We start from the raw sequence: 14,600 nt of genomic DNA, 5'->3' as shown, positions 1-14,600 counted from the left end.
CTTTGTTATTATAGTTTCATTATAAATTATTTTAGTGGTATTGTAAACATGTTTTGTATATTTGGTTTACAATATAACAAAAAAATCAAGCAGGAGTTATCCAACTCCTGCTATCAATACTAATCAAGTATTTCATCAATAGGTGCACCTGGAGCTACCATAGGAAGAACCATATTTTCTTCATTAATTATACATTCCAATATAACAGGCTCTTCCGTTTCTAGCGCTTCCTTTAAGGCTGCTTCCACTTCATCATTACTTTTTATCCTTATAGCCTTAATACCATAAGCTGCGCCTAACTTTATGAAATCTACATCATCTTCAAATAAAGTAAAAGAAAATCTACTATTACAGAACAATTCCTGCCACTGCCTTACCATACCAAGAGCATGATTGTTGAATACAAGCTGAATTACTTGAGGTTTATACTTAGATAAAGTTGCTAGCTCATTACAATTCATTTTAAAACTTCCGTCTCCAGCTACATTCACTACTTTTTTCCCTGGATTTCCAATGCTGGCACCAATAGCTGCCCCTAGACCATAACCCATAGTTCCTAAGCCTCCAGAAGAAATGAAACTTCTAGGTTTTGTATAAGTATAATACTGAGCTGCCCACACTTGGTTTTGTCCAACCTCTGTAGTGATAATTATATCTCCTTGAGTCAAATCATAAAGCTTACTTAATATAAATTTAGGACTTAACCCATTATGCTTATCCTTTAAAGGATACTGTTCTTTCCACTGATCAATTTGATTATTCCACTCACTTAATGATTTTTCTTCAACAAGCTCTATAAGTTTAGGTAATACTTTTTTTAAATCCCCAATAATAGGCGCATCTACCCTAACATTTTTGCCTATTTCTTTTTCATCTATATCCACATGAATAACTTTTGCATGTGGTGCAAAGGTCTCTATATGGCTGGCTACTCTGTCACTGAATCTAGCTCCTAAAGTGATTAATAAATCACACTTTGTTATACCATAATTGGAGCTATGACAACCATGCATTCCAACCATACCAGTAAATAAAGGATGATTATTAGGAAATCCTCCTGTGCCCATCAAAGAAGTTGTTACCGGTGATTTAATTTTCTCCGCCAATTCTAATAATTCATTGCTAGCTCCAGCAATTATAATACCTCCGCCAGCATAAATCATAGGCTTCTTACTTTCATTTATTAATTTTGCTGCCGCTTCTATTTGCTTAATGTCTATGGTTCCCTTATTATCTAAATGAGAAAAATCATACTGTTTCTTTTCTTCAACCTCATATTCTATAAAGGCTTGCTGAATATCCTTTGGAATATCAATGAGAACTGGTCCTGGTCTGCCCTCTTTCGCTAAATAAAAGGCTTCACTTATAACTTGCGGTAGTTCCTCTATACTTTTAACTTGATAGTTTTTCTTAGTTATTGAAGAAGTTATGCTAGTTATATCAACCTCTTGAAAGGAATCTCTTCCAAGCAAGGATCTAGCTACCTGTCCTGTTATAACCACCATTGGAATTGAATCGCTATAAGCTGTAGCTATACCGGTTACTGTATTGGTTGCTCCAGGTCCAGAGGTTGCTATCACTACTCCAACTTTACCAGTAGATCTAGCATATCCATCTGCTGCATGAGTTGCCCCTTGCTCATGAGCAGTAATAATATGCCTTATTTCTTTTTCATCGTATAAAGCATCATATAGAGGGATCACCGCTCCCCCAGGATAGCCAAATATTGTATCTACTCCTTGTTCCTTTAAGCACTGCAATATTAATTGTGCTCCACTTACCTTCAAAATAATCCCCCCAATTATTTAGTACAAATATTTGGATAGAAAAAAACTTCGTCCTTTATATAGGGACGAAGTTTTTCTCCGCGGTACCACCCTAGTTTTCCATCCCTAATTAAGATGGACTCCTTAAGATGATGACTTGAGTCATCTCCACTTTACCGGGTGGACCGTACATGCTTACTTAATTTCCGCATATATGCTCCGAAAGGATCTTCAACTGCTTTTGAATCACCGCTTCTCAGCTTTCTGCGGCTCTCTGTGGATCAAAATGCAGCCTACTGTTTTCATCATAGCCTTTTTATTATTCAACTTTGTCCTTGTTTAACCAAGGCATCATGCTTCTTAATTCTTTTCCTACCTTTTCAACCTGGTGTTCGCTTTCTATTCTTCTAGTTGCATTGAAGAATGGTCTTCCAATTTGGTTTTCAATCAACCAATTCTTTGCGAAAGTACCATTTTGGATTTCTGTTAATACCTTCTTCATTTCTTTCTTTGTCTCTTCAGTGATTATTCTGTTTCCAGTTACATAGTCACCATATTCTGCAGTATCACTGATTGAATATCTCATCAAGCTTAATCCACCTTGGTTAATTAAATCAACGATAAGTTTCATTTCATGCATACATTCAAAATAAGCACTTTCTGGCTGATATCCTGCTTCTACTAAAGTTTCAAAACCAGCTTTCATTAATGCAGCAACACCACCACATAATACAGCCTGTTCTCCAAATAAATCAGTTTCTGTTTCTTCTTTGAATGTAGTTTCTAGTACACCGGCTCTAGTTCCACCAATGCCTTTAGCATAAGCTAAAGCTAAGTCCTTAGCCTTACCAGTATAATCCTGATGAACAGCTATTAAGCAAGGTACTCCATTTCCTTCTACATACTGTCTTCTTACTATATGTCCTGGTCCCTTTGGTGCTACCATAAATACGTCTACGTTTGCTGGTGGCTGAATCTGACCAAAGTGTATGTTAAAACCATGTGCAAATACTAAAGCTTTACCTTCTGACAAATTAGGTTCTATTTCTTCCTTGTAAAGCTTAGCTTGCTTTTCATCAGGAATAAGTAGCATGATAACATCAGAAGCTTTTACAGCATTAGCTACAGTTGCAACCTTAAGACCAGCCTCTTCTGCTCTTTTCCATGACTTGCTTCCTTCATAAAGAGCTACTGTTACGTCTACTCCACTTTCCTTTAAGTTTAATGCATGCGCATGTCCTTGGCTTCCATAACCACAAATTGTAACCTTCTTATCCTTTAATAAATCTAGGTTAGCATCCCCATCATAATATAATTTAGCCATTAAAATTACCCCCTTGATATTTTAGTTTATACATATTTAAAGTATATTTATAAAGCCCATCTTAACTTTATAAATACACTATAATGCTAATATTTTAATTTAATAAATTGTCTAAAGTAATCCATAACATAAAACAAAAGGATAGCTTTCGCTTGGGGCGAAAACTATCCGCGGTGCCACCCAATATTATACTCCATAAATAACGGCCTGTGCCGGTGAAGCCTACAAGATAAATAGCTAAAGCAAACTTTAAGCTCTATCCTTCAGCCTACGACTCAAAGGTGATTTTCAGAATATATTCCTTTATGGGCTCTCACCTTCCCCCACTCTCTGTTAAAGTTCAATATTCTTACTCTTCCTTTTCACAGTCTTTACAAATAATAGATTATATTGTTTATAATTTAACATTAACAGATTTTAATGTCAATAGTATTTTGCAATAATTTGCAAAGTTTATGATATTATATTGCTAATTTATAAGCAAACCGAATCATTTTCTGACAAATTTATAAAGTTTCCTTTAGAAATCTAAGAGCATTGGAATAAAAAATCTTATCCACTTCATCTTGGCTAAAGCCACTTTTTAACAAAGAATGATATATTTTATCCATATGTGAGCAATCTTCAAATTCTACTGGTGTAGATATACCATCAAAATCACTGCCCAAAGCTACAATATCAATGCCCCCTACCTTTTTCATATGTTTAATATGAGTAATAATATCCTGGATAGTGCCTATATTTTTATTTCCTAAAAAATTAGAATAAAAGTTTATTCCGACAAGTCCACCTTTTTCAGCTAAAACCCTTATCATTTCGTCCGTCAAGTTTCTACTGTGATTTTTTATAGCTCTAGCATTAGAATGGGATGCCATAAAAGGCCTTTTACTTTTAGAAGCCACATCCCAAAAGCCTTTATCTGAAAGGTGGGATACATCAATTATTATCCTCATATCATTCATGGCTTCTATAAGCTCAAAGCCAAATTTCGTAAGTCCTTTATTTCTATACTTGTCTTCTGTATTTGGATATCCAATTTCATTTGGAAAATTCCAAGTTAAGGTTATTAATCTTACACCTTCCTTATAAAATAAAAAAAGATTATCTAAACTTCCTTTTAAAGCTGCTCCTTCCTCAATACTGAGGAAACAGGATATCTTACCCTCTTTTTCATTAACTAATATATCCTCATAGCAAAAAGCTTGCTTTATTTTATCCCTATTTTTACTTTCCTCTCTTTTAAAAATTTCAATTAGTTTAAAGGCCCAAGAGTATGAATCTATATGTTTACTTTTATCCACAAAAGCAGCAAAAAACTGAGCAATATAATTACTCTTTTGCATCTTTTCTATATCTACAGAAAATTGATTTTTCCTTAGCTCATTTCCGCTTTCTTCTGCTAATTTAGTTAATGTATCGCAATGTAGATCTATAACTTTCATATATTCCGCCCTTTATGTCATTGATATGATTTTTCCTTTAAACCGCAAATATTTTATATATACTTTCTTTATTGCACTGGCTTTCTTTACTGTATTCTTTACATAACAATGCTCTTATATACCCTCTGTCCTTAGTAGTTGAATCTATATAAAATCCTCTTCCATAGTAAAATTTTATTAGAGATACTAACTTAGAGGCGGTATGAAGGTATAATTTACTTATGCCCATTTCCTTCATAGTCTCATCTACATGATCTAGTAATTTAGCTCCAATTCCATTACTTTGATATTCTAAGGCTACTCCAAATCTACTTAGGTAGGCTGTCTTATCTTCTTCATTTATTTCTACCCTTACGCTTCCTACAACCACTCCATCCACTTCTGCCACAAAACATAACTTATTATTAATGTCTTTTTGAATATCTTCCTCTGTTTCTTCCAAGGCTGCTGTTTTACCTGGTATATGTGCATTAATTACATATGCTTTGAAGGCTTCTTTAGTAATTCTTTCTATTGCCGGTATGTCTTTATGAGTAGCCTTTCTTATTATTAACACTCCCCTGCCCATTAAAATTCGCCCCCAATTATTTACGATAAAAAACTAATATTTATAAAAGATATATGCATAATTATACAATATACTTTTATATAATTCAACCATTTTTTATTTTTTCTTAAATAAATAAAATAAAAGCTCCATCTATTATAGAATGAAGCTTTTATCTTTTTATCATTATATGTTGTTATGCATTTTTATACAACTTTAATTGCTAAGTTGATTAGAAAAATAATTTCTAGGTATAAAGCCCTTCTTTATCCCCTCTGTAACAATAAGATAGGTAGCTGTAGTATCAAATCTAGCATCATGGTAGTTTCCTGAACCTCCAAAAAACTTTCCACTGATTTCCCTTATTGTATCTTCACTAATTCCTAAAAACTTTACCACTTCTGCCAATCTAGGATTTTTCCTTTCTCCTCTTGTATTTATAAGTTTACAAATATCCTTGTAATAATTCATAGTACAAAATACCTTTTTAGGAATAAACTCTTCACCACAGCCTTCAAACTCATGGGTTAGAAAAGCTATATCAAAATTTACATTATGCCCTATCAAAAAGTCAGCACTACTAAACTCTTCAAATAACTTTTCAAAATGATCTTCAAAATATAAACCACCGCTTAATTCATAAAGATCCTCTACACTAAAACCATGAACTTCTTCTGCAGAAGGCTCCATATAATCTACAGAGAAAAAAATATTTTCTCCAGTAGTTATCTGTGGCTTAGCAGAAGCATCTACCTTGATGTAGCTCAACTGACATATGCTTCCTGGCTTTAAGCCTGTTGTCTCTGTATCAAAAAAAATCATTTTCATTTTATGCCTTCTCCCTTCTGGAAATACCACTATTCAACGGCAACTAAATCCACCTTTATAATATTATCCAATTTACTCAATATATCTATTAATTCTCTTATTTCAATAGTTAGTCCCGACATATCCAAGGTAATATTTATATAAGCTGCACCATTTATAGGAATGTCTTGATTTATTGTATAAATATTTCCCCCATACTTAGCTATATTGTCTAGAATATTAGAAAGAGTACCAGCCTTGTCTATGATAACTATAGAAATAGTAGCCTTTTGTCCCTTTATTCCCTCTTTTAAAGCAAATACATGATCTCTATATTTGTAAAAGGTACTTCTACTCATACCTACCAGCTTTACTGCTTCAGTTACATCCTTTACTCTATTTGTTCTTATAAGTTCCTTTACTTCAATTACCTTTTCAAAGACTTCTGGAAGAACCTCCGAGTTAACAACTAAATATTTGCTCATCTCTGACACCCCCAATGCAAATATAATACCATAAAGGTATATATCTTATCAATAATAGACAGGAGTGTCGTAATGACACTCCTGTTTGTATATAAAAAACTATTATGCAAAATTGTATACCGGTATGAAATCCATATAAGAATCTAGCATCATTTCATCATAAAGGTTCCTTCCCATAAGTTCGTATATAATATCCTCCTTCTTATATCCTTCCTTATGCATCTTGTAATTTTTAAGAAGCTTCTTAAGATTTCTAGGCTTAATTTCTAAAATACTACTTAACTTTTCCAAAGTATAATAATCTTTGTCTAAAATCTTCTCCAATTTTCTTTGCAATTCAAGCTTATACTTGATATCAACTTGATTGCACTTATGAGGCCCCTTACTACCTCTATGATGATCTGGGCACAGATATTTTATATTTAAAGGATAATCTAAGCCACCCTCACATCTGTGCACAATATGATGCTTATCCGCGCTTTTACCACAAATTTCACACCTTAACAATAATTTACCTCCTAATTTTTCTATATTATAATTTTATTATATCATAAAAGCTCTCTATTAGTTAATATGAAAATATAGCTCCTTCTACTTAATTATGTAATTTATTAAGCAAAGCATCTCTGAACTTCTTTAATCCCTCTAAATTTTCGAAGGAACCCTGTGCTCTATCTGACTTTCCTCCACCTCTTCCGCCAAATTCTTTAATATTCTCCTTAAAGAACTGCCCTAAATTTAGGCTATAGCCTCCACCAGAACATACAAGAATCTGCTTAAGTTTAGCTGAAGCTAATACAATGAAATTATCACTGTCTGATAGTTCTTCTACTATTTTCTGCAGCTCATCCATTTCTTTATCCTCATAGATATGACAAATTATATTATTCTTAGATATTCCCTTTAAATCTTCCGCCTCATATCTACAGAGCTTCTTTCTATATTCACTAAGCTTCCTACTTAGTTCCTTCATATGCTCTATATCGCTATTAATTTTATTTAAAATTTCTCCTTCTCCTGTAGAAAAGTTTCGCACTAAAGTAGTTACTATATCATGCTTTTTGCTATAATCCTTAAAGGCTCTTTTTCCACACTTAAAATATATACGAGTTAGTCCCTTATATTTTTCTGTCTTAATTATTTTAATTATTCCTACCTCTCCAGTACGCTTTACATGGGTTCCGCAACAAGCACAAGCGTCTACATTTTCAATTTCTACTATTCTAACTTCTTTTTCACCATCTACATACCTTCTAAGGTTCATTTTTTTACTCTCTTCCTCTGTAACTATTACTGCCCTTACAGTATAGTTGTTGTATATAGCTTCATTTGCCATATTTTCAACCTTTGCAACTAATTCCTCACTTACTTCAGGAAGACTAATATCCACAGTAGAATACTCATCTCCCATGTGAAAGCTAGAAGTTCTAGTATTCAGTAACTTATAAAAACAAGAAGCTAGAATATGCTCCCCTGAATGCTGCTGCATATAATCTATTCTTCTTTCCAAATCCACTAGGCAATGTACTTCTCTATTCTTCAAAGGCCTATCTATAACATGATAGATCTTATCTCCCTCTTCATAAACATCAAGGACCTTTGCATCATCAATATATCCAGTATCAGAAGGTTGCCCTCCACCTTCAGGATAAAAAACTGTTCTATCTAACACTACTGTAAATTTTCCATCCTTCTCTATTATCTCCAACACATTAGCTATACATTCTTTTATATAAGAATCCTTATAAAATAACCTTTCCGTCATATTTTCACACCCCTATTACATACTTATAAAGATATACAACTTCAAGTATTAAGTCTATTTTACAATAAGGTTTAAAAAGTATCTATGCCTTTTCATCTTTATTTGCAAAATAAATCGGCTGTAGCCTCCTAGCTACAACCGATTTATTTCTATAAAATCTTTATTTTAATCTCTATCTCTAGTTCCCCTTATTAACCCCTTAGATCTATGCTTTTCTGTTTCTTCATCATGAATTACTTCCGGTCTTCTACTTTTATTATCCATAGGCTTAGCTTCTTTTATACTCTTTCTATGTGTCATTAGACTCCCTCCTAATCTAAATCTACTTCTTTACGACTGCTAAATTTAGCTCTTGCGCTTTCTGCTTGAGGATCGTGCTTTTTATTTACTTTTTTAAATCTACCATCTTCTTTTTTATTATTATTGTCAGCCTTCATCTTATCTTTCATACTCATCATATCCACTCCTCTCAGTAATATATTGCCCAGCTAGCAAATAAATATTTCTTTAATTATCTTGTCTTCTTTGGGCAAAATAATTTAAGGAGGTGATTCTTTATGCCATACAGAAGCATGAAAAAAACTGATTCTGATAAAATGAAAACTATAGATGAAAAGAATCCTGAAAACAAACAAGTACAATCAATTTTATCTAATCAGTATAACAAAAGTGCATCAGAATATGCAGAGGAAAATAATGATGAAAATATTAAGCCAGGAATGAGATAAAATTCTTATACTTCTTTGATTATTCATCAACATTTCTTTAAAACAAAGCAACATATCTAAAATATATCTTACTCCCTCCAAGAATTATCATAATTTTTATGGTGTTTTAGACTTTAACTAAAACCATCCATAATTAAAATCAAAAAAGGATTTTTCTCAGACTAGCTAAGAAAAATCCTTTTTTCCTTTCATTGATTATTTTAAAAATCATTTTTCGTAGATGGCGTCCTTCCAGTATCTCCAGATTATTTTATCATCTTTCTTTGGTTTGTATTCTTTAGGACCAATAGAGGCTTTTGTAGAATTAATATAAAAAATCCAGCCACAGGAACTCCAATCTGTTTTGCCTTCTTTATTAGGCATACTAGGATACTCGTAAAGATCATTAATCATAGAAACATATCCTAAAGAATTTATGTTATATCTTATTCCTGCTGCTTTCAGTATTTCTTTAGTATACTCTGCTAGACTTTTACTGCCATCATATTCCACTTTACAGCTATATATCTCCTTATCTGATACTTCATCATAAACTATAAAATTCGGTGCATTATCTAAGCTACTATCGCTGTAACTTATTTTCTCCTCAGTATTCTTTCCTAATAAACTATCCTGAGCAGTTCTCTGTAGGCCTTTACTAAAATAAATCAGTATAGAAGAAAGGAGTATTACAGCTAAAATCAAAATAGCTTTCTTTTTCAAAGTATCACTCTTTTCTTATTAATTTATAGGTTTCCTTTTACTTTTTATAATTATGACAACTATAAAAGCAACAAGAAGAGCAATTACAATAGGTAGAACTAATTTTGAAGGAAAGCCCCCTTTAGTCCCAGCTTCATTGCTTTTATCCTTTTGAGTGGCATCAACCTTAAAAGATGGTAGATCCTTAGCTTTTATATCGCTAGCATAGAAATCATAAGCAGCTCCAGACTCCTTATACTTTTGTAAGGAATATAAAGCTCTCAAGGCCTGTTCCGTAGCCATATAATTATTGTCACCATCCAACATGTGTTTATATTGTCCTTCTGTACCTTTGTAGGATAGTAACGCTGAAACTAAATCCCCTTGGGACTTTGTAAATTTAGGCCCTTCAGGATTTTCTCCTAATGCCACTAAACCGATAATGGCAAAGGACTGACTTTCGCTAAATATTCCAAAACTATCTGTTAGATATCCCTTATCATTTTGAAGCTTTGATAAAGTATCCACCGCCTTTTGAATAACTTCCTTTACCTTAGGATGTTCATCTTTATTATATGGGGCCAAAGCACTGAAAACTAGGCCGGTAATATCTGGATTAACACTGTCACCACTTAAGGCCCAACCAGTATTACCATTGTTATTTATTGTTTTTTCCAATATTATATTAATCAATTTATCTTTACTTAAGGAATATTCTTCGCCAACATTAGCATAGTTGTAAACTATTAGAGCAAAAGCTGCATCATTTATAAGAAAATTCTCTTCACTTCTACTAAAAAGCTCTTCAATAAGATTTTTCCCATTAAAATCGTAAGGACTATACCCTAAAGCTGTTAAATTTAATATAAGCTTTTCCAAATCAGTGTTAGATAAATTTTTCAAGTCTTCCTTTGCAACTTTTTCATAGTTTTCTTTAATAAAGCTTTCATCTGCTTTAACTCCAAACTTTTGTAGGACTACACCAGCCCAAGGGTCACTACTGTTATCCTTTAAATAGTTGCTTATATAATCTATTTCTTCCTTAATAGCCTTATCCTTAGATATATTATTCTGAGAATCACCATTTCCAGACTTTTTTTCCTCTGTACTGCCAAAATTTATAGTAATGCTATCATCCGCTACTACTACAGGACATTTACTCTCTTGGAAATCGCTAACTTCTAGAGTATGGTTTCCATAACTTAATCCTTTAGGAATATTAACAGAGTTACCTTCTACTTTATATTCCTTGCCATCTATCTTAACCTTGCTAAGTCCGTTAATAGGATTAACTACTGGAGCATTGGTCTGATAGTCTATATAGCTATTGTTTAAGGAAATTGACAACTCTTTATTTTCTTCTTTTGTAGAAAATTCAATATTATTTACGGTAACAGTGCCTAAATCTCCATAGTATAATATTAACTTATCTCCTGCTTCTAAAGTAAAGCTGTCTATACCGCTAGTGATATCTACATAAGTACCCTTTCGATTTACAGCATATAACCAGCCATCATAGCCTCCAAATTTCCCTTTGGCTACGGATCCAATTTTAACAATCTCCTTACCCCAATCATATTCTTGTATATCTATCTCAATTTTATTTTTATTAAGTACATCCTTTAAGGCCTCCAAAGCATTGCTCTTATCTGATTTACCTTTTGCCATCATCTTGTTATGGCTGTTTACTACAACTTCAACGGAAATAGCAGCTTTTTCAGCTTTAATCTTTATGTTCAAATTCATTATTGGTACTAGAATAAAAATAAATACTAGTAGCAAACTATTTATTTTCTTTTTCATTATTTTATCTCCCTTTCTCTTATTCTTTAATATAGGTAACTATCAATCTCTTTTTAAATCTAGACAAAACTTTATAGAGAGAATCAAAAAGGATTATAGCAAATATACAATTCCCTGTAGCATGCATTATGTCTAATGTTAAGCCAGTAGCATAAGATGCTAATATAGCTTTCATAGTTAAAGGCTTAATGAATCCAAGGACATGCCATAAATTCATTATCCAATCAAAAATAAAACCATAAACAAAACATAATGCAGCAAAGGCCTCTGAAGATATTAGCTTACCTTTTCTCCCCTTAACTAATCCCAAAAATCCAGAAAAAGCCCCTATAAGAGCCCAAGCTAGCATTTGCCAAGGCGTCCAAGGTCCTTGACCAAGAAATATATTGGATATAAAGGCTGAAGTAGCCCCCACCAAAAAGCCCTCATAAGGCCCAAAAACATAGCCGGAAAGAGCTACTAAAAAGGTGGTTGGTTGAACATTAGGGAGGGCTGCAAAGGGCACCCTGGCTACCGCTGCAAAACTACTAAGAGTAGCTATAATTCCAATTTCTTTGCTGCCCATGGTACCTTTTTCAAAGTATATGTAACTAGATAGCAAAATAATAAAGACTCCAAAAACAATAATATTGCCATAATCCTTTGCAGGACTACCATAACTAAAGCTACAAGCAATTAGGACCATCAAAAGTAAAAAAGTACTTATAACTAGCAACTTCTTCATAAGGCATCCCTCTCCACAAACTGACTTATATTAAATACATCTTTCTGTTTATCCCTAAAAAGCTTGTTCAAACTTGTGGTAAAGTATATACCTCCATCTAGCACCTGATGATGATCTCCTGAAGCTGCTATACTTCCATTAAACATTAAGATGAATCTACTACAAAACTTCGATGCAAACTCCATATCATGGGTTACCATTATAATTGTAGTACCTTCCTTGTTTAGTTCCTTTAACAGTTTCCCAAGCTTTACTTTGGCCTCATAATCAAGGCCTCTAGTTGGTTCGTCCAACATAAGGATTTTAGGCTTTGTTACTAAAACAGAGGCTATAGCCACCCTTTGTTTTTCTCCACCACTTAAATCTCTAGGGTTTTTATTTCTTAAATGTTCTATTCCTAACTTAAGTAAAACCTGATCAATCAATGCATAATCTTTAATCTTATGATTATCAAGGGTAAACTTAATTTCATCATATACTGTATCTTTGGTAATATAATCATTAGGATTTTGAGAAACATATCCTATTAGCATTGAGATTTCCTTTAGTTTAAGCTTCTTCACTTCCTTGCCAAAAAGCTTTATAGAACCTTCATAAGAAAATAAGCCCATTATTGATTTTAAAAGAGTACTTTTACCAGCGCCGTTAGAACCTATTATCCCCAATAGTTCTCCTTCTCTTATATTAATACTTATGTTTTTAAGAGCTTGCAAACTTCCATAGTTAACCTTTAATTTTTTTATATTTATACATTCTACTTCTTCCTTTTTATTAGTATTTTTCAAAGACTCTATAGCGATTTTCTCACTATTTATCAAGCTCCTCATATGCTTAAAACTTCTTGGTGGTTCTTTATAACCTAACCTTTTAGCTAGCTTAAAGTATTCCGGATAAAAGCTTTCGTAATTTTCTACGTAAATCTCTTCCTTTCTACCATTGAATTTAATTGCCCCCGCCTCCATGATTATCATTCTATCTGCAATATCAAACCACTTATCTATCCTTTGTTCAATAACAATAATAGTTGTTCCTAACTCCTCATTTATCTTCTTTATGAGAGCAATAACTTCCTCTGCAGCAGAAGGATCTAACTGTGAAGTTGGTTCATCCAGTATTATACATCCCGGTAAATAGGCTATGGCGGAAGTTATAGCCACTCTCTGCTTTTGTCCTCCAGACAAGCTGCTTATATCTCTTTCAGCTATATCCAAAATATTTGAAAACTGCATAGCTTCCCATACTCTTCTTTCTATAACTTCCTCCTCTATGCCTACACTTTCCAAACCAAAGGCTACTTCTCTATGAACCTTATTCATCATTAATTGTCTTTCAGGATCTTGAAAGACCATGGTTATTTCCTTGGCCCTTTCCCTATAATCCATATCCTTTAAAGGTATATCCTTTATTAGTACCTGGCCACGGATTTTTCCACCATAAAATTGAGGAACGGCGCCGGTAATGGCCTTTGCCAAGGTAGATTTTCCTGAACCAGATCTGCCAACTATAAAGAGAATTTCTCCCTTTTCTATTTGCAAATTAATATTGCTTAGGACTTTTTTATCTTCTCCTGCATACCAGTAATCCAAATTCTTTAGTTCTATGTAAGCCATTCTAACTCTCCTTGTTTCTCCAATTTAAGTAAAAGCTTAAAATTAGAGTTAATATTGCAATACTCATTAATAGAACATAATAGTTTAAAAGCACCTGCCATCGGAAATTGTTGTATATATCAAAGGTATCCAGTTTCTTAAACTTGAGAAATATAAACAATATGAGGATTATAAACATATGAAGGCTTAAAATAATATCCTTCTTGCTTGCCTTCTGCCTTTGATAAACAGATCTTTTACCGCTTAAAAAACCTCTCACATAGGCTGATTCCCCTATATCAAAAGCTTCTTCCATGGATGTCCCTAGCAAATTAGCCAAAATCGGTGTGTAGCTCTTAGCCTTTTCTTTAATAGACTTACTTTCAAAATCTACTCCCCTTAAACTATAAACCTCTCTTAAAGTATTTATCCTTCTCTTCAAGTTAGGAAAAAGCTTAAAGGAAATAGTAAGCAATAAAGTAGATTTAGGCATTATGCTTGAAAAATAAGAAACAGCTCCATCGTTATTTAATAAAAGCTCAATCATAGAAAAAATATATATTATCAACAAAAGCTTTGAAGAAAATATTAGAGCGTAAATTAATGCTTCCAAAGTAAAATTTTTCCCAAATGCAATAAACAAAATTGTACTGCCCTCATCTACAAAGAGAAAATTAATTATTATAGATACAGCAGCAAAGGGTATAAAATAGACCAAACCTTTCTTAATTTTCTCTCTGGAACCAGTCATCATGAAAATAGCCTGACAAAATATAAATATACTTAATAAAATAAGTGGATTATCTGTAGAGAAAACTATAAAGGTCATCAATACTATCAATAAAAGAGCTGTAACCACATGCATATCTTTAAAATTATAAAGCATAATCCCTCCGAGATAAAAAGTCTTAAAAGATCATAAAAATTACTAGCAATGGA

The 14,600-nt window shown here is 32.9% G+C and carries 16 protein-coding genes and 2 other annotated features; of the genes, 1 reads left to right on the top strand and 15 read right to left on the bottom strand.

Going from position 1 to position 14,600, the window contains the following annotated elements; genetic code table 11:
* Positions 1-119: 119 nt before the first annotated feature.
* From ilvB to N3C_RS15080, 10 genes are all read right to left on the bottom strand, one after another.
* A complete protein-coding gene (ilvB, locus tag N3C_RS11065) occupies positions 120-1,787 on the bottom strand; it encodes a biosynthetic-type acetolactate synthase large subunit (protein ID WP_074366093.1) in 1,668 nt (555 codons plus the stop codon).
* A gap of 58 nt (positions 1,788-1,845) precedes the next feature.
* Positions 1,846-2,084 (bottom strand) — a binding site (T-box leader).
* 1 nt (position 2,085) lies between these two features.
* The gene (gene ilvC / locus N3C_RS11060) at positions 2,086-3,090 is read right to left on the bottom strand and encodes a ketol-acid reductoisomerase (protein ID WP_074366092.1); all 1,005 of its coding nucleotides are present in this window, start codon (positions 3,088-3,090) and stop codon (positions 2,086-2,088) included.
* A gap of 150 nt (positions 3,091-3,240) precedes the next feature.
* Positions 3,241-3,465 (bottom strand) — a binding site (T-box leader).
* Positions 3,466-3,596: 131 nt separating this feature from the next.
* Entirely contained in the window at positions 3,597-4,532 is a 936-nt protein-coding gene (locus tag N3C_RS11055) for a dipeptidase (protein WP_074366091.1), read from the bottom strand.
* A 37-nt stretch (positions 4,533-4,569) separates the two neighbouring features.
* Entirely contained in the window at positions 4,570-5,100 is a 531-nt protein-coding gene (locus tag N3C_RS11050) for a GNAT family N-acetyltransferase (RefSeq protein ID WP_074366090.1), read from the bottom strand.
* 195 nt (positions 5,101-5,295) lie between these two features.
* A complete protein-coding gene (locus N3C_RS11045) occupies positions 5,296-5,907 on the bottom strand; it encodes a 3'-5' exonuclease (protein ID WP_074366089.1) in 612 nt (203 codons plus the stop codon).
* Between the two features lie 29 nt (positions 5,908-5,936).
* Positions 5,937-6,371: an ACT domain-containing protein gene (locus tag N3C_RS11040; RefSeq protein ID WP_074366088.1), complete on the bottom strand. Its 435-nt coding sequence runs from the start codon at positions 6,369-6,371 to the stop codon at positions 5,937-5,939.
* A gap of 102 nt (positions 6,372-6,473) precedes the next feature.
* The gene (locus N3C_RS11035; protein WP_074366087.1) at positions 6,474-6,878 is read right to left on the bottom strand and encodes an HNH endonuclease signature motif containing protein; all 405 of its coding nucleotides are present in this window, start codon (positions 6,876-6,878) and stop codon (positions 6,474-6,476) included.
* 88 nt (positions 6,879-6,966) lie between these two features.
* Entirely contained in the window at positions 6,967-8,136 is a 1,170-nt protein-coding gene (locus N3C_RS11030; protein ID WP_074366086.1) for an alanyl-tRNA editing protein, read from the bottom strand.
* A gap of 165 nt (positions 8,137-8,301) precedes the next feature.
* Positions 8,302-8,436 carry a hypothetical protein gene (locus tag N3C_RS15460; protein ID WP_278281134.1) on the bottom strand — a complete coding sequence of 45 codons (135 nt, stop codon included), beginning with the start codon at positions 8,434-8,436 and terminating at the stop codon, positions 8,302-8,304.
* A gap of 11 nt (positions 8,437-8,447) precedes the next feature.
* On the bottom strand, positions 8,448-8,585 hold the full coding sequence (locus N3C_RS15080; RefSeq protein ID WP_278281135.1) for a CPC_1213 family protein: 138 nt from the start codon (positions 8,583-8,585) through the stop codon (positions 8,448-8,450).
* 108 nt (positions 8,586-8,693) lie between these two features.
* Here N3C_RS15080 and N3C_RS15075 point away from each other — a divergent pair, with 108 nt between their 5' ends.
* Complete coding sequence (locus N3C_RS15075) at positions 8,694-8,864, top strand: hypothetical protein (protein ID WP_178377809.1); 171 nt, start codon at positions 8,694-8,696, stop codon at positions 8,862-8,864.
* Positions 8,865-9,071: 207 nt separating this feature from the next.
* On the opposite strand, the gene N3C_RS11025 is transcribed toward N3C_RS15075, so the two are convergent.
* From N3C_RS11025 to N3C_RS11005, 5 genes are read right to left on the bottom strand one after another with little or no spacing between them, the layout of a single operon-like run.
* Positions 9,072-9,566 (bottom strand): DUF4430 domain-containing protein, encoded by a 495-nt coding sequence (locus N3C_RS11025; RefSeq protein ID WP_074366085.1) that lies wholly within the window; start codon positions 9,564-9,566, stop codon positions 9,072-9,074.
* A gap of 18 nt (positions 9,567-9,584) precedes the next feature.
* Positions 9,585-11,348, bottom strand: coding sequence for a prenyltransferase/squalene oxidase repeat-containing protein (locus tag N3C_RS11020; RefSeq protein WP_074366084.1), 1,764 nt, complete (start codon positions 11,346-11,348; stop codon positions 9,585-9,587).
* A 19-nt stretch (positions 11,349-11,367) separates the two neighbouring features.
* Positions 11,368-12,072 carry an ECF transporter S component gene (locus tag N3C_RS11015; protein WP_074366083.1) on the bottom strand — a complete coding sequence of 235 codons (705 nt, stop codon included), beginning with the start codon at positions 12,070-12,072 and terminating at the stop codon, positions 11,368-11,370.
* The gene (locus tag N3C_RS11010; RefSeq protein ID WP_074366082.1) at positions 12,069-13,682 is read right to left on the bottom strand and encodes an ABC transporter ATP-binding protein; all 1,614 of its coding nucleotides are present in this window, start codon (positions 13,680-13,682) and stop codon (positions 12,069-12,071) included. The genes N3C_RS11015 and N3C_RS11010 overlap by 4 nt, the downstream gene beginning before the upstream one ends.
* A 1-nt stretch (position 13,683) precedes the next feature.
* Positions 13,684-14,547, bottom strand: coding sequence for an energy-coupling factor transporter transmembrane component T (locus N3C_RS11005; protein ID WP_074366081.1), 864 nt, complete (start codon positions 14,545-14,547; stop codon positions 13,684-13,686).
* Between the last annotated feature and the right edge of the window lie 53 nt (positions 14,548-14,600).

It is taken from the genome of Clostridium sp. N3C (assembly GCF_900095445.1).
Classification (GTDB): domain Bacteria; phylum Bacillota; class Clostridia; order Clostridiales; family Clostridiaceae; genus Clostridium_AU.
The sequence above is the reverse complement of the archived record's forward strand: the minus strand, read 5'-3'. Positions and strand labels throughout refer to the sequence as shown.

Excerpts from the sequence above, each read along its gene's own strand:
- ilvC (WP_074366092.1), bottom strand. The coding sequence starts at position 3,090 with ATGGCTAAATTATATTATGATGGGGATGCTAACCTAGATTTATTAAAG.
- N3C_RS11055 (WP_074366091.1), bottom strand. The coding sequence starts at position 4,532 with ATGAAAGTTATAGATCTACATTGCGATACATTAACTAAATTAGCAGAA.
- N3C_RS11050 (WP_074366090.1), bottom strand. The coding sequence starts at position 5,100 with ATGGGCAGGGGAGTGTTAATAATAAGAAAGGCTACTCATAAAGACATA.
- N3C_RS11045 (WP_074366089.1), bottom strand. The coding sequence starts at position 5,907 with ATGAAAATGATTTTTTTTGATACAGAGACAACAGGCTTAAAGCCAGGA.
- N3C_RS11040 (WP_074366088.1), bottom strand. The coding sequence starts at position 6,371 with ATGAGCAAATATTTAGTTGTTAACTCGGAGGTTCTTCCAGAAGTCTTT.
- N3C_RS11030 (WP_074366086.1), bottom strand. The coding sequence starts at position 8,136 with ATGACGGAAAGGTTATTTTATAAGGATTCTTATATAAAAGAATGTATA.
- N3C_RS15460 (WP_278281134.1), bottom strand. The coding sequence starts at position 8,436 with ATGACACATAGAAAGAGTATAAAAGAAGCTAAGCCTATGGATAATAAA.
- N3C_RS15080 (WP_278281135.1), bottom strand. The coding sequence starts at position 8,585 with ATGAAAGATAAGATGAAGGCTGACAATAATAATAAAAAAGAAGATGGT.
- N3C_RS15075 (WP_178377809.1), top strand. The coding sequence starts at position 8,694 with ATGCCATACAGAAGCATGAAAAAAACTGATTCTGATAAAATGAAAACT.
- N3C_RS11020 (WP_074366084.1), bottom strand. The coding sequence starts at position 11,348 with ATGAAAAAGAAAATAAATAGTTTGCTACTAGTATTTATTTTTATTCTA.
- N3C_RS11015 (WP_074366083.1), bottom strand. The coding sequence starts at position 12,072 with ATGAAGAAGTTGCTAGTTATAAGTACTTTTTTACTTTTGATGGTCCTA.
- N3C_RS11010 (WP_074366082.1), bottom strand. The coding sequence starts at position 13,682 with ATGGCTTACATAGAACTAAAGAATTTGGATTACTGGTATGCAGGAGAA.
- N3C_RS11005 (WP_074366081.1), bottom strand. The coding sequence starts at position 14,547 with ATGCTTTATAATTTTAAAGATATGCATGTGGTTACAGCTCTTTTATTG.